This window comes from Clostridium manihotivorum, assembly GCF_004015185.1.
GTDB lineage: Bacteria > Bacillota > Clostridia > Clostridiales > Clostridiaceae > Clostridium_AR > Clostridium_AR manihotivorum.
Genome location: NZ_CP025746.1, coordinates 305,429 through 329,899, shown reverse-complemented (window position 1 = coordinate 329,899; position 24,471 = coordinate 305,429). Strand labels below are relative to the sequence as shown.

19 protein-coding genes, 12 tRNA genes and 1 pseudogene are annotated in these 24,471 nt (G+C 32.5%); 6 read left to right on the top strand and 26 right to left on the bottom strand.

The genetic code is table 11. The features are described 5' to 3' along the window. The first annotated feature begins 5 nt into the window (after nt 1-5). Nucleotides 6-818: an MBL fold metallo-hydrolase gene (locus C1I91_RS01510; protein ID WP_128210898.1), complete on the top strand. Its 813-nt coding sequence runs from the start codon at nt 6-8 to the stop codon at nt 816-818. A 184-nt stretch (nt 819-1,002) separates the two neighbouring features. Continuing rightward, on the top strand, nt 1,003-2,196 hold the full coding sequence (locus tag C1I91_RS01505) for a S8 family serine peptidase (RefSeq protein ID WP_128210897.1): 1,194 nt from the start codon (nt 1,003-1,005) through the stop codon (nt 2,194-2,196). A 286-nt stretch (nt 2,197-2,482) separates the two neighbouring features. On the opposite strand, the gene C1I91_RS01500 is transcribed toward C1I91_RS01505, so the two are convergent. From C1I91_RS01500 to C1I91_RS01490, 3 genes and pseudogenes are all read right to left on the bottom strand, one after another. Continuing rightward, nucleotides 2,483-3,685, bottom strand: coding sequence for a peptidoglycan DD-metalloendopeptidase family protein (locus C1I91_RS01500; protein WP_128210896.1), 1,203 nt, complete (start codon nt 3,683-3,685; stop codon nt 2,483-2,485). A gap of 174 nt (nt 3,686-3,859) precedes the next feature. Continuing rightward, complete coding sequence (locus C1I91_RS01495; protein WP_128210895.1) at nt 3,860-5,005, bottom strand: RNA-guided endonuclease InsQ/TnpB family protein; 1,146 nt, start codon at nt 5,003-5,005, stop codon at nt 3,860-3,862. Beyond that, a pseudogene (locus C1I91_RS01490) lies at nt 4,983-5,581 on the bottom strand (IS607 family transposase). Before C1I91_RS01490 ends, C1I91_RS01495 begins: the two are co-directional and overlap by 23 nt. Nucleotides 5,582-6,039: 458 nt before the next feature. Between C1I91_RS01490 and C1I91_RS01485 the strand changes: the two are divergent. Together C1I91_RS01485 and C1I91_RS01480 are read left to right on the top strand one after the other, a co-directional pair. After that, nucleotides 6,040-7,029 carry a DnaD domain protein gene (locus C1I91_RS01485; RefSeq protein WP_128210894.1) on the top strand — a complete coding sequence of 330 codons (990 nt, stop codon included), beginning with the start codon at nt 6,040-6,042 and terminating at the stop codon, nt 7,027-7,029. Continuing rightward, entirely contained in the window at nt 7,022-7,999 is a 978-nt protein-coding gene (locus C1I91_RS01480; protein ID WP_128210893.1) for an ATP-binding protein, read from the top strand. The genes C1I91_RS01485 and C1I91_RS01480 overlap by 8 nt, the downstream gene beginning before the upstream one ends. A 311-nt stretch (nt 8,000-8,310) precedes the next feature. Here the strand turns inward: C1I91_RS01480 and C1I91_RS01475 are convergent. The 14 genes from C1I91_RS01475 to C1I91_RS01415 form a co-directional block, all read right to left on the bottom strand. Further along, nucleotides 8,311-8,385: transfer RNA gene (locus C1I91_RS01475), tRNA-Thr, on the bottom strand. A 7-nt stretch (nt 8,386-8,392) separates the two neighbouring features. Next, nucleotides 8,393-8,469, bottom strand: a tRNA-Asp gene (locus tag C1I91_RS01470). Nucleotides 8,470-8,476: 7 nt separating this feature from the next. Continuing rightward, nucleotides 8,477-8,552: transfer RNA gene (locus tag C1I91_RS01465), tRNA-Val, on the bottom strand. A 14-nt stretch (nt 8,553-8,566) separates the two neighbouring features. After that, a tRNA-Glu gene (locus tag C1I91_RS01460) sits at nt 8,567-8,641 on the bottom strand. A gap of 20 nt (nt 8,642-8,661) precedes the next feature. Then, nucleotides 8,662-8,736: transfer RNA gene (locus C1I91_RS01455), tRNA-Thr, on the bottom strand. 10 nt (nt 8,737-8,746) lie between these two features. After that, nucleotides 8,747-8,823: transfer RNA gene (locus tag C1I91_RS01450), tRNA-Asp, on the bottom strand. Between the two features lie 6 nt (nt 8,824-8,829). Further along, nucleotides 8,830-8,905, bottom strand: a tRNA-Val gene (locus C1I91_RS01445). A gap of 13 nt (nt 8,906-8,918) precedes the next feature. Continuing rightward, nucleotides 8,919-8,993: transfer RNA gene (locus C1I91_RS01440), tRNA-Glu, on the bottom strand. Between the two features lie 20 nt (nt 8,994-9,013). Continuing rightward, nucleotides 9,014-9,088, bottom strand: a tRNA-Thr gene (locus C1I91_RS01435). 10 nt (nt 9,089-9,098) lie between these two features. Beyond that, nucleotides 9,099-9,175 (bottom strand) — tRNA-Asp (locus C1I91_RS01430). Between the two features lie 6 nt (nt 9,176-9,181). Further along, nucleotides 9,182-9,257, bottom strand: a tRNA-Val gene (locus C1I91_RS01425). A gap of 13 nt (nt 9,258-9,270) precedes the next feature. Further along, nucleotides 9,271-9,345 (bottom strand) — tRNA-Glu (locus tag C1I91_RS01420). Between the two features lie 596 nt (nt 9,346-9,941). Further along, complete coding sequence (locus C1I91_RS27950) at nt 9,942-10,094, bottom strand: hypothetical protein (RefSeq protein ID WP_164880391.1); 153 nt, start codon at nt 10,092-10,094, stop codon at nt 9,942-9,944. 237 nt (nt 10,095-10,331) lie between these two features. Further along, entirely contained in the window at nt 10,332-10,697 is a 366-nt protein-coding gene (locus C1I91_RS01415; protein ID WP_128210892.1) for a CoA-binding protein, read from the bottom strand. Nucleotides 10,698-11,242: 545 nt separating this feature from the next. Here C1I91_RS01415 and C1I91_RS01410 point away from each other — a divergent pair. Next, nucleotides 11,243-12,502, top strand: coding sequence for a BaiN/RdsA family NAD(P)/FAD-dependent oxidoreductase (locus tag C1I91_RS01410; protein WP_128210891.1), 1,260 nt, complete (start codon nt 11,243-11,245; stop codon nt 12,500-12,502). Between the two features lie 331 nt (nt 12,503-12,833). On the opposite strand, the gene C1I91_RS01405 is transcribed toward C1I91_RS01410, so the two are convergent. The 8 genes from C1I91_RS01405 to glpK form a co-directional block, all read right to left on the bottom strand. Then, complete coding sequence (locus C1I91_RS01405) at nt 12,834-13,574, bottom strand: acyl-[acyl-carrier-protein] thioesterase (RefSeq protein WP_128210890.1); 741 nt, start codon at nt 13,572-13,574, stop codon at nt 12,834-12,836. Nucleotides 13,575-13,742: 168 nt separating this feature from the next. Then, nucleotides 13,743-13,925 carry a DUF1858 domain-containing protein gene (locus tag C1I91_RS01400; protein ID WP_128210889.1) on the bottom strand — a complete coding sequence of 61 codons (183 nt, stop codon included), beginning with the start codon at nt 13,923-13,925 and terminating at the stop codon, nt 13,743-13,745. A gap of 430 nt (nt 13,926-14,355) precedes the next feature. Next, nucleotides 14,356-15,642 (bottom strand): adenylosuccinate synthase, encoded by a 1,287-nt coding sequence (locus C1I91_RS01395; protein WP_128210888.1) that lies wholly within the window; start codon nt 15,640-15,642, stop codon nt 14,356-14,358. Between the two features lie 616 nt (nt 15,643-16,258). Beyond that, complete coding sequence (locus C1I91_RS01390) at nt 16,259-16,765, bottom strand: hypothetical protein (RefSeq protein WP_128210887.1); 507 nt, start codon at nt 16,763-16,765, stop codon at nt 16,259-16,261. Nucleotides 16,766-16,875: 110 nt separating this feature from the next. Beyond that, on the bottom strand, nt 16,876-17,016 hold the full coding sequence (locus C1I91_RS27945) for a hypothetical protein (protein ID WP_164880406.1): 141 nt from the start codon (nt 17,014-17,016) through the stop codon (nt 16,876-16,878). Nucleotides 17,017-18,067: 1,051 nt separating this feature from the next. Then, a complete protein-coding gene (gene trhO / locus C1I91_RS01385; protein ID WP_205694266.1) occupies nt 18,068-19,069 on the bottom strand; it encodes an oxygen-dependent tRNA uridine(34) hydroxylase TrhO in 1,002 nt (333 codons plus the stop codon). A gap of 391 nt (nt 19,070-19,460) precedes the next feature. Continuing rightward, nucleotides 19,461-20,261: a pyrroline-5-carboxylate reductase gene (proC, locus tag C1I91_RS01380; protein WP_128210886.1), complete on the bottom strand. Its 801-nt coding sequence runs from the start codon at nt 20,259-20,261 to the stop codon at nt 19,461-19,463. 99 nt (nt 20,262-20,360) lie between these two features. Further along, nucleotides 20,361-21,857 carry a glycerol kinase GlpK gene (gene glpK / locus C1I91_RS01375; protein WP_128210885.1) on the bottom strand — a complete coding sequence of 499 codons (1,497 nt, stop codon included), beginning with the start codon at nt 21,855-21,857 and terminating at the stop codon, nt 20,361-20,363. 651 nt (nt 21,858-22,508) lie between these two features. Between glpK and C1I91_RS01370 the strand changes: the two genes are divergently transcribed. After that, nucleotides 22,509-22,907 (top strand): alpha-crystallin domain-containing protein, encoded by a 399-nt coding sequence (locus C1I91_RS01370; RefSeq protein WP_128210884.1) that lies wholly within the window; start codon nt 22,509-22,511, stop codon nt 22,905-22,907. A 130-nt stretch (nt 22,908-23,037) separates the two neighbouring features. Here the strand turns inward: C1I91_RS01370 and mgtE are convergent, their stop codons facing one another. Beyond that, nucleotides 23,038-24,381, bottom strand: coding sequence for a magnesium transporter (mgtE, locus tag C1I91_RS01365; RefSeq protein WP_420808461.1), 1,344 nt, complete (start codon nt 24,379-24,381; stop codon nt 23,038-23,040). Between the last annotated feature and the right edge of the window lie 90 nt (nt 24,382-24,471).

The following is a 24,471-nucleotide window of genomic DNA, read 5'->3' as shown; positions in this document are numbered from 1 at the left end:
TAAGTATGGTATTTTCAAACATTGCATTTTTGTCTAAAATGGCATGGAAAAATATAAAGACTTATGCTAAGCCAATGGAGAAAGCTTGTAGTGATAAAGTTAAAGAAAACTCCCTTCGCTGGTTAGGCCATGCCACTGCTTTAATTAATATAAATAATAATATAGTTATAACAGACCCTGTATTTAACTCTTTCTTAGGCCATCTAAAAAGACAGGTAAAGGTACCAGATGATATAAAAGGATTAAAAGTAAATTATATTTTGCTATCTCATGGACATACAGACCATATAAACTTTCCATCTCTAAAAAGATTGAACAGAGATGCTATAGTTCTTTGTCCTAAAGGTTATAAAAAATTATTGAACCTTATAGGCTTTAAGAAGGTTTTTACTATAAGTCCTGGTGAAGCCTATTCAGATGAAAACATATCAGTGAAAGCATTAGAAGCCAATCATGATGGCAGAAGGTTCTATATAGGAAAAGTCAGCTATTCAAACTCTTATTTAATTGAGTCTAGTGACAAGCAAGTATTTTATGCAGGTGATACTGCCTTTACAGATGAGTTTAAGGATTTAGCTGCTGACATAGCACTAATGCCTGTAGGCTGCTATAAACCTGACAGGTTCTGCTATATGCACTGTACTCCAGAAGAAAGTTATAAGATGTATAAAATGATGAATTGCTCTAAGATGGTGCCTATTCACTACAAGACCTTCATATTATCCTTAGAAGATTTTAATGAAACTCATTCTAGATTAGAGTCCTTAGGTGATGAATCAGTTAAGATTATAGATATAGGTCAATGTATAGACTTTTAAAGATAATGTAGATTAAAGATTATTTTCGAATTTTTTAACTATAGTTTTCATACCCTATAGCAAATTTACACTCTAACATATAATATATTGTATGAGATTTTAGCATTACTAACTTCGACCATTCTAATATTCTTATGAGAAGTTATAATACAATAAATCTTTTAACAATTTAAAGGAGTGTACCATGTTTTCTTTAAAAAGCAAGCTAGATACTGCTTTAAGGTATTATCTTTCTAAAGAATATTATAAAAGATATAGAGTTATTATAAAATATAAAAAATTCGGTGATACTATCACAAAAAAGATTACATCCTTTAAGGGAACTATAATAAATAAAATAGATTGGCTGGAATTAATAACTGCTGAAATATCTCCTAGAGCCATAGATAGACTTATGGAATATCCTGAAGTGGAATATATAAGCTTAGACGGATATTGTATGTTATGTGGGTCAAGTATCGCATCTGCAAATGGAATAACCCTTTCAGGAAGATACAAGTTTACTGGTAGAGGTATAGGGATAGCTTTAATAGACAGCGGTGTATTTCCTCACCCTGACCTATTAAGCCCTTCAAATAAGATAAATACTTTCTATGATTTAATCAATCAATATAAGTACCCCTATGATGACAATGGTCATGGAACCTTTATCAGTGGCATACTGTGCGGTAGCGGTGGAAATTCAAACGGATTATATAAAGGAATTGCAGAAAAAGCCAGCCTCCACTGCTACAAGGCTTTTAATAGTACCGGGAAGGGATATGTATCAGATATTCTTTTTGCCTTAGATAGCATTATAGCCTCTTCTGAAAATGAAAACATAAGATTAATTTTACTTCCCTTTGAACTAGCAAATGACAACATATTTTTTCTAGAACAATTTGATAAAATATTGAACTTAGCAGTTTCTAAAAACCTAATTCCTATAGTACCAGCAGGTAGCAATCCTTCTGTGGAATATTCTATGAGAGGAATAGCTACTTTGAAGTATTGTATAACTGTAGGCGGCTTGGATACAAATAAGTCAGTTAAACCTTATTTATATTCTTCTTGCGGCCCTGTTGGAAAGGTACAAAAGCCAGAGATCTCTGCAGGATGTGTTAATATCCAATCTTTAAATTGTGATACAAGTTATATCTCTGAAAGAAATGGATTAAAACTATATCCCACAAAGTTATCAGAACCTTATGCTATTTATTCTGGCACCTCTTGCTCAGCAGCTTATATATGCGGCATCTGCGCACTTATTCTCGAAAAAAATCCTTCATTAAACTTTAATGATATGAGATCATTACTGCAGATATCGGCAAAGCCTAATGATCTTCCTAGGTACTGCCAAGGGGATGGAACTGTTGACTTAGATAAACTACTAATATAGACCAAAGGGGCTGTAGTACTATAGATAATTAGTTAACAGCTCCTTTTGGTTATAAAAAAGCAGCTAAAGCGACCTTCTTCAGTGAGCTTTTTTGCACATCAAAGATTCCGAATGTATATGAGAAAAATCTGGCAGTCGAATAATATTTATCTTTTTACTGTTTATTCTAAACAGTTGCTCTAAGTCATTGATATTACTAGACTTAGCTAGCGAACTGTTTTATGATTTCCTAGAAAATAAAATCATTTTAATTTCTTTTGCAATAATCAAATTCGCTTAAACAGTACTACTTTATGTACTTATTAGGATTTATTGCTGTTCCATTTACTCTTAGTTCAAAGTGCACATGTGGACCAGTACTTCTACCAGTGTTTCCTACTCTACCTATGACATCTCCCCGTTTTACCTTATCCCCAACCTTAACCAAAACCTTGCTACAGTGGCCATAGACTGTTTCAATACCTTCTCCGTGATCAACTATTATCATATTTCCATATACACTATTATAAGAAGTTTCTTTTATCTTACCATCCATAGCCACACCTATTGGATCTCCCACATTTGCAGCGATATCAATACCATGATGCACTTCTCCCCAACGGGCTCCAAAATTAGAGCTTATAACCCCTCTAGAGGGTCTTGAAAGGAAAGCTACACCAGAGGATATTGGATTTTTTATTCCTCTGGTTATAACTGTATCCTTTGGTTTAACCGTAACCTTTTCACTCAATTTTTCTATATTAGTTTTTTTCCCATTTATAAAGGTTTCTTCTTCCTCTACCTCAGCTTTACCACTTGTTCCTTTATCAGTCTTTGATTCTCCCATAAATAAATCTTCACTTGAATCTATAATAGTAGATGGTTCTACATCGATGAGTTTTTTATTCCTTGTTTTGACTTCAACTTTCACTAAAGGATTCTTACTATCTTTATCCGCGTCTATTATTTTATCTGCTATCTCATCTGTAGAAAGGACATTGGATACTGATGTTTTCTCTTCTATGTACTGATTATGACTTTCTACTCCTATAGAAAAAACCTTACTTCTGTCTATATTGCTCATATCTATGTATTTGTCTGCAACCTTCTCTAATATCTGCTTTCCTTCTTCTTTTTTAGCTATGTATCCAAGCTCTTTATCTCCTATAATCAGCCTAAAGGCACTAACATTCATATTAAAGTTTTTTATTATATTGTCTTTCAAGTTATTTATGGTACTTACGGCACTATCTGCGCTACTTATCTTTTTGAAGGACAGGGTCTCATCCTTGTCAACTTCAATGCCAAACCTACTGTTTACGTCATCCTTAGCCTGATTAAAGGCTTCAACTGCCACTTCCTTATCAGTAACGCACCCAATTTTTACTCCATTCTCATAGGCATCGTAAAAAGATTTATGCCCAATTGTTAAGGCTACGTATATTAAACTCGGCAATACTATTAGGAAGGCACTTCTTAATATAAATAATTTAACTCTCCTACTCTCCATACTTTACATCGCTTACCGTTACATAAAATCTACTAAAATCTAATATTTAGAGATTTATTCCTTATTCAACGCAACCTGTTTTGTCATAAGACTACTCCAGTTTGATATGTTGCTCCAAAGGCTTAAAATCCTGCGTAACGCACAGTACATATCAGCACTATCTTGTTAGTGATATTATGCTGATTTTTTATACCTTGAAAGATTTATTGACGCATTTTTGTCCCTATCCATCCGAGCATTACATGATGGACAAACAAAAACTCTGTCTTTAAGTTTTAAATCTTTCTTTATTACGCCACAACAAGAACAAGTTTTGCTTGAAGGATAAAACCTATCTGCTTTTACAAATTCAATGCCATTAAATTTACTCTTATATTCTAAGATACTAATAAACTTATGGAAACATTGTTCTTGTATAGCCTTTGATAAGTGTTTATTTTTAAGCATACCCTTTACATTTAAATCTTCAACAACTATTCTGCTTGGCTTGGTTTTCACTATTGCAGTTGTTGTTTGATGAATATGATTTAAACGTATATTTGAAAGCCTTCTTTGAATAAGTTTTAATTCTCTTTCGAGTTTTTTAATATTATTAGTTTTAGTAAATTTATAACGGTTTTCACCTTCCTTTCCTATTCGAATTTTTCCATCTTCATATTTTCTTGAAACTTGTTTCTGCTTTCTTTTTAACTTCTTTTTTAGTCTTTTCACTTCTTTAGCTTTGTTAATATTTTTAAATGGCTTATCTATATTTGAAACTATTGCTAAATCTTTTAATCCTAAATCCACACCTATTGATATATCTGTATTTTCTGATATAGTTTCTTCTTTTTCTATGCCTATAGATATATACCAAAACTTACCGTCAAAACTTATTCTTGGATTAATATATTTAATATCTGTAGGTATTTGTTCTACTGTTTTAATCCAACCTACTTTTTCAATTAATACTAAGTTTTCTTTAACTTTTAGTTTATCTGTATCATTATAGAATGAAGGTTTGCTTTTTCTTCTGCTCTTAAATCTTGGTTTATCCGCTAACCCTTTAAAGAAATTTTTATAAGCATTACAACCATCTTTTACAGCCTGTTTTGCTACATTATTAGATACTTCATTAAGCCAGTTAAGTTCTGATTTCTTTAAAATAGTTAATTCTTTTCTTAAATCTTCATCTTTTATAAACTTGACACCATTTTTGTGATTTTCTTCTTGTCTTGCAAGTGTCCAATTATAAATATATCTTGCAGTACCAACAGACTGCCATAATTTTTGTTCTTGCTCTATATTCGGAATAATTCTAACTTTCTTCGCCAGTATCATTCTCTAACAGCTCCTTAATCATTTTCTTTGCTTTATTGGCTCTTTTGCCTTGCAACCTACAACTAAAAACTGTAACAATTTGAATTAAATCCTCAACTAATTCCTGTTCTTCTGTTTTTTCAGTGTTATCTATGATTTCGATATCAGTCCCATACTTATTACATAGATTTTCTATTATTTCAAACCCAAATCTCAGCAACCTATCTTTATATAGAATCACTATCTTTTCAACTATTGATTTAATCCTTTTTTATCGTAATTTATTCCACTTCCTATATCAGTAATAACATCAAATGAGTACCCTTTAGCAATCATGTATGTTTTAACATTTTCAACTTGTCTTGCTAAATCATCTTTTTGTTTATTACTTGACACTTTACAATATCCAATTACTTTTTTAGTTTTCTTAACAAGTGGCACTTGCAAAACTTGATTAATTCGTTGTTCAGAATAATAACGGTGTCCACCTTCTGTTATATGATGTGGTTTTAACTTTCCTTCATTATCCCACAATCTTAAAGTTTGAATACTTTTTCCCACTAATTTTGAGAATTGACCAATTGTATAATACTTCATGCTATCACCTCTTTACACATATTATGACAGCATAAAACTAACAATATTCCAATATATTTTAGTTGGTTTTAGTAGGTGTTTTAAAACTGTTGTATGCCTCTCTTAAAATATTATGCATATAAGATTAATGCTTATATAAGCGGTTCTTATCCTATAGAATCACTCCTCAGAATTAAGTTAGTACTTTAAATAAAATCGAAGCAATCTATCTTTCATTCTCATGTATTATAAGAGTAAAAAATCAACATTCCTTTTTAATATGTCCTATTGTCTTACTTATTATTCATGCCCTTCTATAATATTCAATATTGTAGTGTTTAAGCTTTCCTTAGTCATTAATTGACAGCGTAGTATTGTTGAGAGAACCTTACCCCTCTGTTATAATATAAATGAACAATTTTTATTGTTGGTTTTATTTATTTATTTGAAAATTATTTTGAATGGAGGGTTATGACCCTATGAGTACATTTATGCTTAAAAATTCTCCTGTAGAGTTTACTCCTGTAAGCAATATTTTTCTTGAAAAATATATGCCTAAAGCAAGAGGTGAATTTGTAAAAGTTTATCTACTTATGCTAAAGTACAGTATTTCAGGTGAATTAGGAGTTAGCTCATCCATTATAGCTTCTAATTTAAGTCTTCTAGAATCTGATATAATGAATGCCTTAAACTATTGGAATGATGAAGGTGTCATTCAGTTAGTTCCTATAGATAAGATGGGCAACTTTAATATAAAATTCTTAGAATTAAATGGTGATGATGACAATGCATCAAATGTTAACTTACTAGACGAGTTAAACAAAGACAACACTAAAGATATGCTTAAAGAAGTTGAAAGATTGTTAAGCAGACCTCTATCCCCTAAAGAAATGACAACTTATCTTGGTCTTCAAAATGACTTTTCTTTTTCTTCTGAGATGATATTGATGCTTATAGAATATTGTGTGTCCAAAGGTAAAGCAGATTCCAGATATATAGAAAAGGTTGCATTAGCTTGGCACGATAGCGGAATAAAAAATATTGAAGATGTTCATGCTTATATAAGTAAGAGCGAAGATAAATGGGTGAAGATAAGAAAGATCCTAGCTTATCTTGGCATAAAAAATGGTGAAGTGATGAAGCCTCAGGAAGAGCTTATGGAAAAGTGGATGTTTACATATAACTTTCCTAACGAGGTAATATTAAAAGCTTGCGAAATATGTTTTGAGAGACTCAATAGAGCAGATTTTAGATATATAGATGGAATATTAACAAGGTGGAATAACGACGGTATAAAAACCCTAGAGGATGTTGCTACAAAAAACCTACCACCTAAAACTAATACCAATAAGCAAAATAATTATGATAACTCTAAGAAGAGCAATTTAAAGTTTACTGATTATGAGCAAAGAACCTATGATTACGATTCTTTAGAGAGAAAATTATTAGGATGGGATAACAATGATTAGTGGATATAAAAGTCAAGTGGAAAGTTTATATCAAAAAATTAGAGAAGAAGAAGCTGCTGCCTTAAAAAAACGTAGAGAAGAGATAAAAGAAAAGCATCCCGAAATATTAGATTTAGATAATGAAATAGGGAAAATGAGTATCAAACTTTCTATGATTGCTTTAAAGGCAATGGACAATTTTGAAGAAGAATTTAAAAAAATAAAGGATGCCATAACAGAGCTTAGAGCTAAGAAGTATGAACTTTTAGTTTCTTATGGATATAATCCTGAATATTTAAATCTTCATTATAGATGTGCTAAATGTAAGGACACAGGCTATATAGTCACAGAAAAATGCTCCTGCTACAAACATAAATTAGTAGGTTTATATTATAAGAATTCTGGACTTGAGAATGTTATACAGGAAGAAAACTTTAATACCTTCAACATCAACTACTATCCAACTCACAGAATCGGAGATGAAAAGTTTTCTCCAAGAAAAAATATGGAGTCTATACTTAGTTACGTTGTTGGAGATTATCTTCCTAACTTCTCTAATAAGAATGAAAACTTATTATTTTACGGCACATCAGGAACTGGTAAGACCTTTCTTTCCAACTGCATAGCTAAAGACCTACTAGACAAAGGCTACTTAGTTGTATATAGAACTTCCGATGAACTAATACGTGATCTAAAGGATGTTAGATTCAATAATAATGAAGCATTAGAAGATTTCTTAATTAATTGCGATCTCCTAATAATAGATGACTTAGGTGCAGAACAGATAACAGAGTTCGTAGTTACTGAACTATTTACCCTTTTAAACAAGAAACTGCTTAATAAAAAGAAAATGCTTATATCTTCAAATATGACGCTTCAAACTCTAACTAAGTATTATGCAGAGAGAATAACCTCTCGTCTCTTCGGAAACTTTAAACTTTTTAAATTCTATTCTGAAGATATAAGAGTGAAAAAGAACTTATCTAGATAATTTAATTATTTATCAAAAGCTGATTTCTACCTTAAGAGAAATCAGCTTTTATTTTCTTCTAAAACACCTTATAAAAAAATCAGGGATTATTATAAAGGTGGTTATGAGCATGCTTGCAAGTATAAATACGTAGAAAAGAAATTGTGATAAAGACAATACACTCATCGTAGTAACTCCATTCTTAATTTATATACGTAATTATATTTGCATTTTCTCATTTATATGCCTTACAGCTTTGTAATATTTATATGCTTATATAAATAAAATCGTATAACAAAAAAACATCTTACGAAATCGTAAGATGTTTTCTGTGGAGCTGGCAATAGGAATCGAACCTACAACCTGCTGATTACAAGTCAGCTGCTCTACCGTTGAGCCATGCCAGCATTAAATTGGCGACTCAGAAGGGGCTCGAACCCTCGACCTCCGGCGTGACAGGCCGGCACTCTAACCAACTGAGCTACTGAGCCATATTTTTGGTGGGCACAACAGGGATCGAACCTGTGACCCTCTGCTTGTAAGGCAGATGCTCTCCCAGCTGAGCTATGCGCCCAAAAATATGATAAATGGTGACTCCTAGGGGAATCGAACCCCTGTTACCACCGTGAAAGGGTGGTGTCTTGACCGCTTGACCAAGGAGCCATATTAAGTTTTATTTTTAGTGGAGCTGGCAATAGGAATCGAACCTACAACCTGCTGATTACAAGTCAGCTGCTCTACCGTTGAGCCATGCCAGCATCATAAAAATGGCGACTCAGAAGGGGCTCGAACCCTCGACCTCCGGCGTGACAGGCCGGCACTCTAACCAACTGAGCTACTGAGCCATATTTTGGTGGGCACAACAGGGATCGAACCTGTGACCCTCTGCTTGTAAGGCAGATGCTCTCCCAGCTGAGCTATGCGCCCAAAATATGATAAATGGTGACTCCTAGGGGAATCGAACCCCTGTTACCACCGTGAAAGGGTGGTGTCTTGACCGCTTGACCAAGGAGCCATATTAAGTTTTATTTTTAGTGGAGCTGGCAATAGGAATCGAACCTACAACCTGCTGATTACAAGTCAGCTGCTCTACCGTTGAGCCATGCCAGCATCATAAAAATGGCGACTCAGAAGGGGCTCGAACCCTCGACCTCCGGCGTGACAGGCCGGCACTCTAACCAACTGAGCTACTGAGCCATATTTTGGTGGGCACAACAGGGATCGAACCTGTGACCCTCTGCTTGTAAGGCAGATGCTCTCCCAGCTGAGCTATGCGCCCAAAATATGATAAATGGTGACTCCTAGGGGAATCGAACCCCTGTTACCACCGTGAAAGGGTGGTGTCTTGACCGCTTGACCAAGGAGCCATATTAAGTTTTAATCATTAATTTATTTGTCGTTTTCACGACCCAACAATAGATATATTACAAAAAATAAGACTAAGTGTCAACACTTTTTTAAAAAAATTTAAATTTATCTTTTAAATTTAATTACGCATATTTATCAAATGATTGCTTAGGATTACTTTTTATAGCTTGATTTTTATAGTTAAATTGGTGTTTTACAGCCACTTTATACCCCATTTAAGCAGCTTCATTTATAAAAATATATAACTTTAGTATCGAGTTTATATCTTAAGAGTTTTAGGTTTTATATTTTCAAGTTTTACTCTCAGAACCCAGATGAGTTTTAAAAATAGTTTTAAAGTTGAAGTGGTCCATCTTTATAGAGAACTAACTTCAACTGTTAATTTACACATTTCGCAAAGTCCCTAGAAGACGGGATTTTATAAAAAGTATAAGTTAAGTTTTCATAAAGGTTCCCTATATATAGGGTTCCTAACTCAACTACTAATTTATACGTGCCCGTAAATGCCCAGAACCAGCGATTTTCGAACAAGTACAAAGTACAAATTAAGTTTCAATATAGAAACCCTATATTGATGTACCACTTCATATTAAAATTAATATTGGCCACTATGATCTTTATGTCTATCCTGGAAGTCTCCCTTGCCCTTATTTTTCTCTCCTATATATGCTCCTTCTTTTGGAAACATCTTTCTTAGCTCTGCATTGCTTTTTGGTCTATCTTTTTGTCTGTGCTTATTATCATCCATAAATACACCGTTATGCAAAACTTATAGATTTTTGCTTCCTTCTTCACCGTGCCCGATAATTATATTAGTAATACTTATCGTTTGGCCCGACACTCCAAAGGCGTAAATTCGGATATGCTTTACCCTACATATTAACATCATTTTCTCAAAGAAATGAGTTAATCAACGGTTATTCAACTCCTTATTTTTTTATTTGGCCGTTTTAAGAGTATATTACCCTAGATATACTTTTATATACTAGCTTAAAGCTACCAACGCACATCCTTCAACTGCTTCGATACCATTATCCTTACAGTAACTTAATATTTCAGGACTTTCTGCTCCTGGTTGAATTAAAACATGCTTTATACCAAGGTCTTTTGCCTCTTTTATTACCTCAATTCCACTCTTAGGATTTATGCACAAATCAATAGCCTCAACTTCATAAGGAACTTCCTTTATACTCTTATAGCCATATTCAACTGTAGATCTAGGGTTCACACCGCTGACATTATATCCATGGTCACTAAACTTAGCTAAGATCTTAGATGCATACTTATCATTGTTTTCAACATCACCAACTACTACCCAGTTATCATAATCCATAAAATCCTTTGCATCCATTTTATCCACTCCTTATCTCATATAGTATATAATATATAAATATTCACACTAAGCCCTTTAGGCCTATATAAAAAATAGTCAATAAGCTTTAAAAATTTTTAGTATAGATCTGCTATTAGCCATAAATAAGACGCTAAAACAGATAACTTTATAGTAAAAGCTTATTAATCTAGTAACATCTATAGGTTATCCACAAGTATCAATTTTTATAATTAATCAAAATAGTAAAAGTAGTTTAAAAGTGCTCTAATAACCTATAATTTAAATAAGATCTTTTTTTGATGAGAGTATGAAAAACTTTAAATTATATATTACTATGGTAGAATTTATATATGTCGTAACATTAGCTTATCATGGCTTTTGACTTTAGTTAGCGTATACTTTTTTACTGTATATGAAACTATAATTTATTTCATATTTAAATTTTTTATATTTAAAAAATATTAATATTTTTTTACTTAATCAATATTAAAGTAAATGTTGAAACATAGCATATATTTAAAAATAATTAAGACTTAATAATCATAAACAAAGGAGATAATAAAATGACTCACAAGCATCATGAAGTAGTTGTAATAGGTGGTGGCGCATCTGGTCTTATAGCTGCTATAGCTGCAAAGGATCACGGAGCAGATGTAGCTATTGTTGAAGGTACTGATAGAGTTGGAAAGAAAATCTTAACTACTGGAAATGGTCGTTGTAATATAACAAATTCACTTATCGGTTTTCCCTTTGAAAACTACCATAGTGAAAATCCCGGTTTCTTTAATTATTGCCTCAATAACTTTTCTGTAGAGGAAACAAAAAACCTTTTTCTTTCGTTAGGCCTTCCTACTGTAGAATTAGAAAAAGGCAAAATGTATCCACAGTCTCTTCAAGCTTCATCGGTTGTGGATATTTTAAGATTTGCAGTTGAGGATAGAAATATCCCTGTGTATAACTCATTTAAAGTAAAAAAAATTATCCACAGTGGAAACAATTTTAAGTTATCCACACAAGATGCTTCTTTAGATAATATAAGTTGTGGAAAAGTTATTTTAGCCTGTGGAGGAAAATCAGCGCAAAAAACCGGTTCTGATGGTTCAGGTTATAACTTAGCAGCTAACTTAGGTCACAAAATAATTGAGCCTATTCCTGCATTAATTCAGCTTAAGTTAGAACATAAAAGTTTAAAAGGACTTTCTGGTATCAAATTTGACGGTTTTGGCGAAGTTATAGTTAATGGTACTTCCATGAGAAAAGAATTTGGAGAGATATTGTTCACGGACTATGGCATATCTGGCCCTCCTATTCTACAATTATCAAGAATAGCTTCTTATGAATTATCTAAATATAAAAACGTAGCTATATCCATTGATATGATGCCTGGAAGATCAATTGATGACTTACATAATTTCTTTGAAGCTCATTGGGCCATGGTATCACATAGAACTGTACTTGAATCCTTTATAGGAGTCATAAACAAGAAGTTAGCTCCTATTTTACTAAAAGAAGCAGGCATACAAGATATTCATAAACCTTGTTATAGCTTAGAATGGAAAGAAAAAAATAATATAATCAATCTTCTAAAGAACTGGACCTTCAAATGCGTAGGCACTAATGGCTTCGACGGTGCCCAAGTAACTGCAGGCGGTGTCAACACTAAAGACGTAGATCCTAAGACTCTCCAATCCACCCTAGTTAAGAACTTATACTTTTGTGGAGAGATATTAGACGTAGATGGAGACTGCGGAGGCTATAATCTTCAATGGGCATGGAGTTCTGGATTTTTAGCAGGTAAGAGTGCTGCAACAGCTGATAAATAATACTGCTTTGAGTCAAATCCAGCAGGAGACATAATCTTTTTTTTTTATTATTTCTCCCATACATTTAAGACATCAAAACATAGTTATCAAAATCTTTATCTAAAATATAATTGCCAAAGAACAAAAAAAGGATTCACTGAATTAGCTTTCTTCAGTGGATCCCTTTTAGTGTAAATGAAGTATATTTTTTTGTTAGCCATACCTAGCAATATCAAGTGTTATAATAGGCTGTTATGCTGTATAGCCAAAAACAAACCCTATTTTTCTGCCAAAAGCTATTCTCAATGCTCAGCTGGGTTTTTAGAATAGCTTTCGAACTTTAATATAAACTTTAATCCCATATACATTTAACTGTAGCGAGAACTTTTCCTTCTTCATCAGATATCTTATGTGAGGTTTCTATTGCACTGTTATTATTATTTATACTACTTGATGATGTAATTTCATGTCCAAATGTTGTTTCCTTAAGGAAGTTTACGATAATTCTTCTGATTGTACGACTCTTTATTACTTCTATTGGCAAGCTTTCAACTGCCCACTCTATATATTTTACATTATTCACATGAAGATTTGAGTCTATATCCCCATATCTTACTCTAAAGGTTTTATCAAATTCATATTCCTTAAGAGGTTTTATGTCTTCAATATCTACAGAATATTTTAAGTCTTCCTTTACACCATATAGCTTATATTGCTCTTCAGGTATTCTAATTGCACGTCTTCTTTCTAGATCGATAAAGAAAAATATACTTTTTCCTTCAATTATCACATTTCCTTCACTATCTAACACAATATATTTTCTATATGCATAAAACTTTCTAAAGCCTATAGGTTCTGTAATTACTTTTATTTTTTCTTCTATATCAGGGTATCTATAAACCTCTATATCGTATTTGTAAAAAACCCATGACTGCTTATCTTCCATCATGTCCTTAATGCCAGATCCTAAGCTCTGAGACTGTCTAAATCCTATATCACATAATAAGTTTACAATAGTTGAAATAGATGCTTTTAGGTTCCATGCTACATCATGATAGTTTATTTCGTATTCCTTCTCAAATTTCTCCAGCATAAACTCCTCCTGTTACGTAAATATTTCTATAATAACTTCCACTTAGTATAATTTTACCACTCTATTATATGTTTAAAATATAATAATTTTGTTAACAGTGAAGACTTGGCTAAATAAAAAATAAAGACGCCCTAAAAACCGGCGTCTTTTCAAAGTTTCTAAAATATATTACTTATTTAAAGCAACAACTAATTCGTCAAGGTTTAATCCATGTACTAAAGCAGCTTCTTCAATAGTTTCTGCTTGAGCTGATGGGCATCCTACACAACCCATTCCGAAGCTCATTAAAACTTCTGCTTTTTCTGGATATGTTCTAACAACTTCACCTATAGTCATGTCCTTAGTAACCATTACTATCACCCTCACTTTTTTAATTATTTTATGTTACAAGCTTACTTTAATTATTATACTAAATTATTTATATAAATTCAACCAAAATGGTCGGATTTAAATGTAAGCCTAGCCAATTCATTACTTAAAGTGATTTTTAATCACCCTGTAATTACATTCTATAATAAAAAAAATAAACATTCAGTAACCAATGTTACCATCTATAAATTAATAATACTTTATATTTTTTTATTATGACTAATAAACTCATTTATATATAACCATGTTAGACAGTTATTTACCGCTTCAACAATATTGGTTCAAAAAATATGTTTACTAGAAGATAACCTAAAGAATTAATTGATACATTTCATAGAGTAATAGAGGACTATAAAACCGTTATTCAATGGTTTTACACTCCTCTTGTTATTAAATATATAAAAATCTAATCCTATAACTCTGCAATTCTCATTGTTTGATCTCTTCTAGGACCAACAGAAACTATTGATATCCTAGTATCAGTTATTTCTTCTATTCTCTTAAGATATTTCTTTGCATTTTCAGGTATTTCGTCGTAGCTTCTAGCGTCAGCAACTGATTCATCCCATCCATCAAACTCTTCATAAACTGGCTCACACTTAGCTAAGTCTTCAAGGCTAGCTGGGAAATAATCAATAATGGTACCATTGAATTTATAACCAACACAAACCTTTATCTTTTCTAATCCTGCTAAAGTATCTATCTTTGTTACTGCTAAAGATGTCAATCCGCAAACTCTTACTGTTGTCTTTAGAATAACTAGGTCTAACCAACCGCATCTTCTAGCTCTACCAGTAGTTACTCCGAATTCACGACCCTTTTCTCTTATCCAATCGCCAGTTTCATTTTCTAGTTCAGTTGGGAATGGTCCCTTACCAACTCTTGTTGTGTAAGCTTTAGCAATACCTACAGCATTAGTTATCATTGTAGGTCCTACACCTACTCCATTTGAAACTCCTCCTGCAGTTGTGTTTGAAGATGTAACATATGGATATGTTCCATAATCAATATCAAGAAGCATTCCTTGTGCACCTTCAAATAGTACTTGCTTATTGCTCTTTATAGCCTCATACACTTTTACTGATGTATCTTGTACATATGGTCTTAATCTTTCTTCATAAGCAATATAATCATTGTATATTTCTTCAAAGCTTAAAGCTTCTCCATGAAGTACATTTGTAATATACTCATTTTTTGCTTCAACATTTACTTTTAGCTTTTCTACAAACACTTCTTTATGAAGAAGATCACAAACTCTTATTCCACTTCTTTCAAATTTATCTGTATAGCAAGGTCCTATGCCCTTACCAGTTGTACCTATATCATTTTTACCTCTTGCTTGTTCCTTTAACTTATCTAAAACTCTATGATATGGCATTATAAGATGAGCTCTATCGCTTATCATAAGCTTTTCTGGAGTCACTTTTACGCCTAAACCTTCAAGATAATCTATTTCTTCAAATAAAGCCTTTGGATCAACAACAACACCATTACCAATTACATTTAACTTTGTATCATAAAGCACACCTGATGGTATTAGGTGCAACTTATATTGTTTATCTTCAACCTCAACTGTATGACCTGCGTTATTTCCACCTTGAAATCTAACTACAACATCAGCTTCTTCAGCTAAATAATCAGTCATCTTTCCTTTTCCTTCATCGCCCCATTGAGCTCCTAAAACTATAAATGCTGACATAACCCTTCCTCCTTAAATACATCAGTTTACTTGGTTACACTCATTCATTATTGTCATGTCTTATATGTCTAAACCTTACTTTCCCTTCAAACATAGAAAATTTAATATAATTTAAATTCCCACCTAACATAGTATCAAAGTAAGTATGCTAGGTCAATGGAAGTTACGAATATTTTAAAATATTATAATTTTATAATTCGTATTTATTGCTTTTATATATACAGCTTCCTTCAAAATAAAACCTATCAAAATTAGGCTTTGCAGATTCATCAAAGGCTTTATTTTCAGTCTAAGGATTGAAGTGGTGCATCTTTATGTCCTTATTTCTATTACTGTTATAAAATTATGCAGATAACCAAGTATAGCAATTAGTTATCAACTATAGGGAACCTATATGAAAACTTAATTTATACTTGTTTGATAATGCCGCTTCTGGGGATTATCAGGCATGTTTCCCTATAGAACTTATTAAAATCTATATATTTATATATTGGTCAATAACATTGTCAAATATAATAATATAAAAAAATAAGTTTGTTCATAATCTACTGTTATTGATTATGAACAAACTTATAGTTAATATCCTGTAATAAAATACTTATTTATAAAATTATAGCTACTTGGTCACAACTATATCCTTAAGACTCATGTCCAAATTCTTTGCCAGGTCATTGAGCTTTTTCCCCTCTTCGCCCGCTTGCTTAGCTGTGCTATATCCCTTACATCCAAGTATAATCCCATCAAAAGTACTTATATATCTTTCATGGAATCCATTTAACTCACTACTATGATTTAATGTACTCGCCTTAGCTTTTAAATCTGATAGCTTGTTTATATTTTGATCAATATTTTTATTTGCTTCAATATCATTAATTGCTTGCTTTGCCTCAGATGATATATCCTTGACATTATTAAAATACGAATAATCTGTTTTATATCTGTTTACCTCATCAGAAACAGACTTCTTTGCTATAAATATGTTGTAGGCACTTACTCCCAAGGTAAGAATTAAAATAATAACGATAATAGTTTTTATTACACCCTTTATAAACTTGAATACTAAATACAAAAGTACTACTGCAACCAATAACAATATTATATTATCAGCAGTAATTCCGCCCATAATAACACCTCCTGTTTTTTATATTATAGCATAAATATGGGTTTATAAAAGGCAGAGTTAAAAAGTCACTGAAGTGACCTTCAGTAACCTTTTTGCTCTGCCTCAATATACTATCTTTTATTTTTAGTATTTTGATTCTCCTGATTTAATCCACTATTTCCTCTGTTTAAGAAACCTGTTTGAGAAGATCTAGATTCTTCACTCTTATCAACCATGCTTTGCTTCTTAGATTTTTCACTATTATTACTCATAACATCAGCTCCTTTAATATTAGTTTAATAATCCGCTTTTTCTGAGGATTTTAAAAAAGGTTCGGACAGACATAATATCCTTTGCTTCTTTACACTTCATTAAGACTGTCCAAACCTTTTACTTTAATCTTAAGCAGCTCATCTTAAATATAATCTGCTAGCTACTAAAAAAATATGCATAAACAACTCTCTAAATCAAATTTCTTTGGCCAATCACTTACGCATCTGCCTCTTAAATATACTTATGAAATAGCTAAAAATATAATAAATATCAAAAGGCAAAAGAGGCTATCCAATTAAGGATAGCCTCTCCGCAGTCATCAAATAATATTAAGAGGAGTCTATTTGGTTAATGCTATGTGTGTGTTTGCCTTCGAAAACCAGTCTCAACTAATTTGTAACTTTGATGCAATTATTTTGCCCAGTAAATGCATCTATCTTACTAAGAAGTTTTCCTTGAGAATGATTATCACTATCTATAGTTTATATCCTGAAACAGCTTTTGTCAATATAGTTTTTAAACTTTTTTAATTTTTTTATATTTTTATATATCCTAAGAAGACTAACATAGATTTCAACGTCATACTTTTAAAGAGTTATAAGCATCCTTTATGAAAACTTAATTTATACTTGTTATAAAATCCCGGCTTCTGGCGATTTTGTGGCATGTTTAAATTAATAGTTGAAGTTGGTTCCCTATCGGTATCCTTCACGAAAACTTAACTTAAGTCTGTTCCATAACCCCTAATTCTGGCAATTATCGGGCATATATAAAATAATAGTTGAAGTTGGATACCTAATAGCGAAGCTTAACTTATACTTGCTCAAAACACCTGGTTATGAGGACTTTCTGCATAAATTAATATTCAAAGTTGTATACCAAAAGATACAGCAGTTCAAAATAAAATATATAAATTAAAAAGGTACCAATAATAGTTAAAACGGCCGATAGTTAGTTTAAAAATTACGGAACTACCTACTCCTGTCAAAATACTAAAGCCCTACCCATACAGATGGATAAGGCTTTAAGCTTATACTTGTTATATAATCTTTATATTATATTATTTTTCTGAAGCTTATTTACAACTTCTTTTGACTTTTCGTGCTTTTGATTATATCTTTCATACATCTTAGCTTTTTCTTTAAGTCTAAGTCTAGCATCTCTCTCAGGGTGCTCTATTATATACTGTCTGCAGCTATCAGAACAGAACCCTTCCTGTTCAGCTTCACACTTTTCACAGCATATATGCTGCTTATGACAGTCGTCATTTGTACAATTTATATATCTATAAGACTCTTCTCCACAGTGGGCACATTTAGATATAACTGTATCCTCTTCTGTATTATTTATCTTCACAGAGATTCTCTCATCAAAAACATAGCATCTACCATCCCAAAGTCTCCCCTTTACTTCAGGATCCTTGCCATAAGTTACGATACCACCTTCAAGATGATATACATCATCAAAACCGTGTTCTAAAAATACACCTGTAAGCTTTTCGCATCTTATTCCACCTGTGCAGTAAGTAAGAATCTTCTTGTCCTTATACTCTGATAGATTTTCATCTATCCACTCTGGAAACTCCTTAAAGTTATTTACCTCTGGTCTTATAGCTCCTCTAAAGTGACCGATATCATATTCATAATCATTTCTTCCATCCACAACTATAACATCATCTCTTTGAAGCATTTCATAGAATTCCTTTGGCTTTAGGTACTTTCCTACCTTCTCATTTGGATTAACATCATCTTCCGGAAGTAATGTTATTATGCTATTTTTATGTCTAACATGCATCTTTTTAAAGGCATGCTCATCCACTTCGTCTATCTTGTACACCATATCTTCAAATCTAGGATCAGCTTTTAAAGCGTTCATATATGCTTCTGTTTGCTCTACCGTTCCTGAAACAGTCCCATTGATGCCCTCATCAGCAATAAGTATTCTTCCCTTAAGTCCAATGCTTTTACATAACTTCAGGTGCTCTTTAGTATAATCCTCACTATTGTCGATATTTACAAATTTATAATATAGAAGAACTCTATACTTACTCAAATAAATCACCTCATCATAATTAAATCTTTTTAAACAAACACATATTATTACTTAGCCTTATATGTAAGTGCAAGAGTTATTTCCGGCTTGGTAACTTCCTACACTGAATAAACTAATTTACTAGTTGTTTTTTCTCTAATTATGATATATCAAAATCAGCTTATTGTAAATGATAATTTATATCAACTAATACTATTTATTGACTTATCCATACGGTAAATACCAAAGCAGGCCTTTTTTAATACTGCCTGCCAGTTTATTTATCTAAACTTGCTTTTATTAGTTTTTCCCAAACAGCAAAAAAGCCTGAAGTAAAATTTTATATACTTCAGGCTTTTCAAATATTAATCATTATTCTTCAACACAGTACTTTAACGGAGCGTTTCTAATATTACATATTCTTAGACTTTTCTTCACACTTCTCCATAGCTTTTATTATAGAAGATCTCATTCCGCTCTTCTCCAGCTCTATTACCGCCTCTATTGTTGTACCTCTTGGTGAGCAAACCATATCTTTAAGCTCCCCAGGATGTTTTTCTGTCTCTAATACCATCTTTGCTGAACCTAAAACCGCTTGAGCTGCAAGCCTATAAGCCTTCTTTCTTGGAATTCCCATCTTAACTGCAGCATCCCCCATGGCTTCTATAAACATAAACACATAGGCTGGAGATGATCCACAAAGAGCTATGAACCCATGAAAGTCATTTTCTCCTAGGATTTCAGTTTTTCCGAAGGAATTGAATATGCTTATTATGTATTCAAGTTCCTCCTCTGGTACATTGTCAGATGGGCATATAGCGCTCATACCTTCTCCTACCAATGCAGGTGTATTGGGCATAGTTTTTATAAGCTTTATATCTCTATTAAACCAAGCTTTAACCTTATCTATCTCAATTCCTGCAGCTATTGTAACTATAATAGCTTCTTTTTTAATTAAATCCCTTATTTCTTCAATTACAGCCTCATACATGAATGGCTTTACAGCTAAGAAGATTACATCTGCTTCCTCAGCTACCTTCTTATTATCTATAGTAGTTCTTATTCCAAATTTGCTTTCTAGAGCTTCAGAGGAGCTCTTAGTTTTAGTTGAAGCTATTATATTCTCCTTTGAGACAATTCCAGAATTAATAATACCACCAACCATTGCTGCTCCCATGTTGCCACAACCAATAAATCCTAACTTTTTATCCATATGCCTTCACCTCATTAAATATAAATTAAACACTATTTTATCTCTCAATGCTTCATTGTAGCTGAAATTAAATCATAGCTTATGCTTATAATCCATTAGCTATTCGCCACAATTTTCAGTTAAAGCCTTCCTAACTGCTTTATTCCAGCCTACCAAAAAGCTTTCCCTTCTTTCTTCACTCATACATGGATTAAACTCCTTGCCTACCTTCCAATTAGTTTTTATATCCTCTACATCTCTCCAGTAGCCAACGGAAAGTCCCGCAAGGTACGCAGCTCCTAAGGCTGTAGTCTCTATCACCTTTGGTCTATATACCTTAGTATCTATTAAATCAGCTTGGAACTGCATTAAAAAATTATTAGAAGCTGCACCTCCATCAACCTTTAAAGCTCTTAATTTTATATTTGAGTCTTCTTCCATTGCTTTTAGTATATCATAGGTTTGATAAGCTATAGACTCTAATACCGATCGTATTATATGCTCCTTTTTAGCTCCTCTAGTCAATCCTGTTATCATACCTCTAGCATACTGATCCCAATATGGAGCACCTAAGCCCACAAAGGCGGGAATAAAATAAACTCCATTTGTATCTTCTACTACCCATGCATATTCCTCAGATTCCTTAGAGGAGCTTATAAGCTTCATCTCATCCCTAAGCCATTGCACTGCCGCTCCAGCTACAAAAACACTTCCTTCTAAAGCATAAGTTACCTCTCCGTCAATCCCCCAGGCTATTGTAGTAAGCAGTCCTTTATGTGACTTCACAGGCTTCTTTCCAGTGTTCATAAGCATAAAGCAGCCTGTGCCATAAGTATTCTTTACAGTTCCTTCTTCATAGCATGTTTGTCCAAACAAAGCTGACTGCTGATCTCCTGCCACACCGCATATTGGAATCTCACCACCAAACAGTCTCTCACTTGTAATGGCAAACATTCCACTTGAACTTCTTACCTCTGGCAACATACTTTTAGGGATATTAAATAACTCTAACAGTTCCTTATCCCAACATAAATCATATATGTTATATAGTAAGGTTCTTGATGCATTTGAATAATCAGTTACGTGCACAGCTCCATTTGTAAGCTTCCATATAAGCCAAGAATCCACTGTTCCAAAAAGCAAATTGCCCTCCTCAGCTTTTTCTCTAGCACCTTCTACATTGTCCAGTATCCATGCAATCTTAGATGCTGAAAAGTAGGAATCCACTTTGAGACCAGTTTTACTTATTATCTTATCTTCATAACCTCTAAGCTTAATTTCATCGCAATACTCCGCAGTTCTTTTACACTGCCATACTATTGCATTATATATAGGAACTCCAGTATTTTTATCCCATACTATAGTCGTCTCTCTTTGATTAGTTATACCTATAGCTGCCACTTGAGAAGCTTGTATACCTATTTTAGCCATAGCCTCAATAGCCACTCCATATTGAGTAGACCATATTTCCATAGGGTCATGTTCCACCCATCCAGCCTTAGGATATATCTGCTTAAATTCTTTCTGACCTATTGATTGTATATTCCCTTCTTTATCAAATATGATGCACCTGGAACTAGTAGTTCCTTGATCTAATGACATAATATACTTATCCACTTTATCACCTCTCATAATTCTTATATAGTTACTTAATTTCAACTATTAGTTTTTCATAAAATATGCCTATAGAATAGTAAAGCTTAATTGAAACTTCTATATATTACTTGAAAGTATAATTATTTATATATAAACTTGCTGAAACAATTTCTTAACTTAGTCTTATAATCATCAGTCTTCTTTCATCCATAAGAATAAAATCCAACCTTTTTTAACCTTATTACTATATAAACACTATATGGCTATTTATAAATAATTTTATATAAAATTATAGTTATAAAAAATATTATATTTTATAGTTCTTATTATACTAATTATACCCAATAAAAAAATTATAATAAATCTCTATAATTCTATATTTATAATTTGAATTTAACCTAATTTATACTACCCATATTAGAAATATTATGCTCATCTTATATTATCTATATACTTGCCCAATAATCCTTCATTATATAATCTTATAATAATCATAAACTAATCCATGATAAATCCCTTGATTTATAAACCATATGCCTTTTCAGAATGCACCTTAAAAAAATCTGACAGGTGATATAACTTTTATTTCTTTATACTTTGTATGCTTTTAGGAATTCATAGCTAAATCTAGATCATAACTTTTGAAACAACAAAAATAAGGAGGCGAGCTATTTGACAAGTTTAAACTTTATAGACTCAGGTCAATTCATAGAAAGCAGCACCTTCTTTAAAATTGTCTTTGATGAAGTTTTTAATAAGAATTCTATTAATTTAGTACCTACAAATCACTGTATCGATTTAGACATAAATGAGAATGAGGAGTCTTATTTTGTTTCTGCTTATCTGCCAGGTGTAAAAGAGGAAAATATAAGGTTAGAGCATATAGCTAATGTTCTTATTATAAATGTAAAAAAAACTAAATTTATTCCTCTACAACTAAGGAACAATTGCAACAATGGTAATTTCCACTACTTTAGAAGAGGCATTTACGTAAGAGAGCCAAGTGCTAGCATAAGTTTTATTGATTTTTCAAAGTCATTTTTGAAAATTAAAATATCTAAGTATCCATAATTGTAAAGTAAAAAGACATCCTATTTTCTCTAAAATAAAATAGAATGTCTTTATTATAAAATCTATATAATATCAAGTTTTACTAAAGATAATACGCCGTTAGATTACTTTCAAAACAAGTATCACAAAACTACATCAAATACTTAAGGAACATTGTAGCCAATCCTAAGAAGAAGAAGAAGCCGCAAACATCAGTAAAGGTTGTAACAAATACAGCTGAAGCAAGTGCTGGGTCTACATTTAGTTTCTTTAGTGTAACAGGAACTAAATATCCTACTATGGTTGCTAAAGACATATTTAATATCATAGCTACTCCAACAACTAAACCAAAGATTGGTTTGTTAGCCCATATTAAACCAAGTATAGCTACTACAACTCCAATAGCAACACCATTTATTAAACCAGCTATAACTTCTTTTAAAAATACTCGCTTAGCATTTTCCTTGCTAAGTTCTCCTAAAGCTATACCTCTAACTATAAGCGTAAGACTCTGGGTTCCTGCATTACCACCCATACCTGCTATTATCGGATTGAAGGTAGCTAGTATTACTAACTTGTCAATAGTAGAACTGAATAGTCCTACTGTAGCACCTGCTATTATCGCCGTAACTAGGTTTACTAGAAGCCATGGCAGTCTGCTCTTTACTGAGTCAATCACCGGTCCATCTACTGCTTCGCCTTCACTAAGTCCTCCTAGACGATAAATATCTTCATTATCCTCTTCTCTTACTATATCTATAATATCATCAAAGGTTATTACTCCAAGCATCTCTCCTAGACTATCAACAACTGGCATAGCCTGAAAACCATACTTTTGAAATATATTAGCAACTTCCTCCTGGTCCATGTTAACCGGTATGCTCTTTACACTGGTTGTCATTATATCGCTTATCCTTGTGTCAAAAGTGGCTGTGACTAAATCCCTTAAAGATAGTATTCCGGTCAATACTTCATTACTGTCCAATACATATAAATAATACACAGTCTCAGCATCTAAGCCAGTAGCTTGTAGATAGCCTAAGGTATCTATTACTGTCATTTCTTCTTTTATTGCTATAAACTCTGTGGCCATGATACCACCAGCGGTATCTTCTTCATAGGTAAGTAGTTCCTTAACCTCTTCAGCCTCTTCTTTGTCTATATTACCTAAAAATCTATCTACCCTATCTGGTTCCAAGTTACCAAGAAGGTCCGTTATTTCATCGGAGCTCATCTCATTTATTATCTTAAACTGATCTATTTCCGAGAAAATATTTAAGGCCTCTTGCTGTTCATCCTCATCCATTTCCTCAAATATGTCTGCAACAAGCCAGTTTGGAAGCTTCTTTAATATAGTGTATTTATCGTCCTCTAAGTCTCTTAAGGCATCCAATATATCTACTGGATGTATTTCTTCAAATATTTCCTCTAAAGCATTAGGTGCTTGTGTTAGTAATAATTCCTTTAATTCTTCCTTGTTGAAAGTTTTCATTATTGCCTTTCCTCCTCATCATGTAGAAGGAAGGCATATAAGTTAATAACATTTATTAGTGACTTATAGCTGTACCACTGCATATTTGAAACT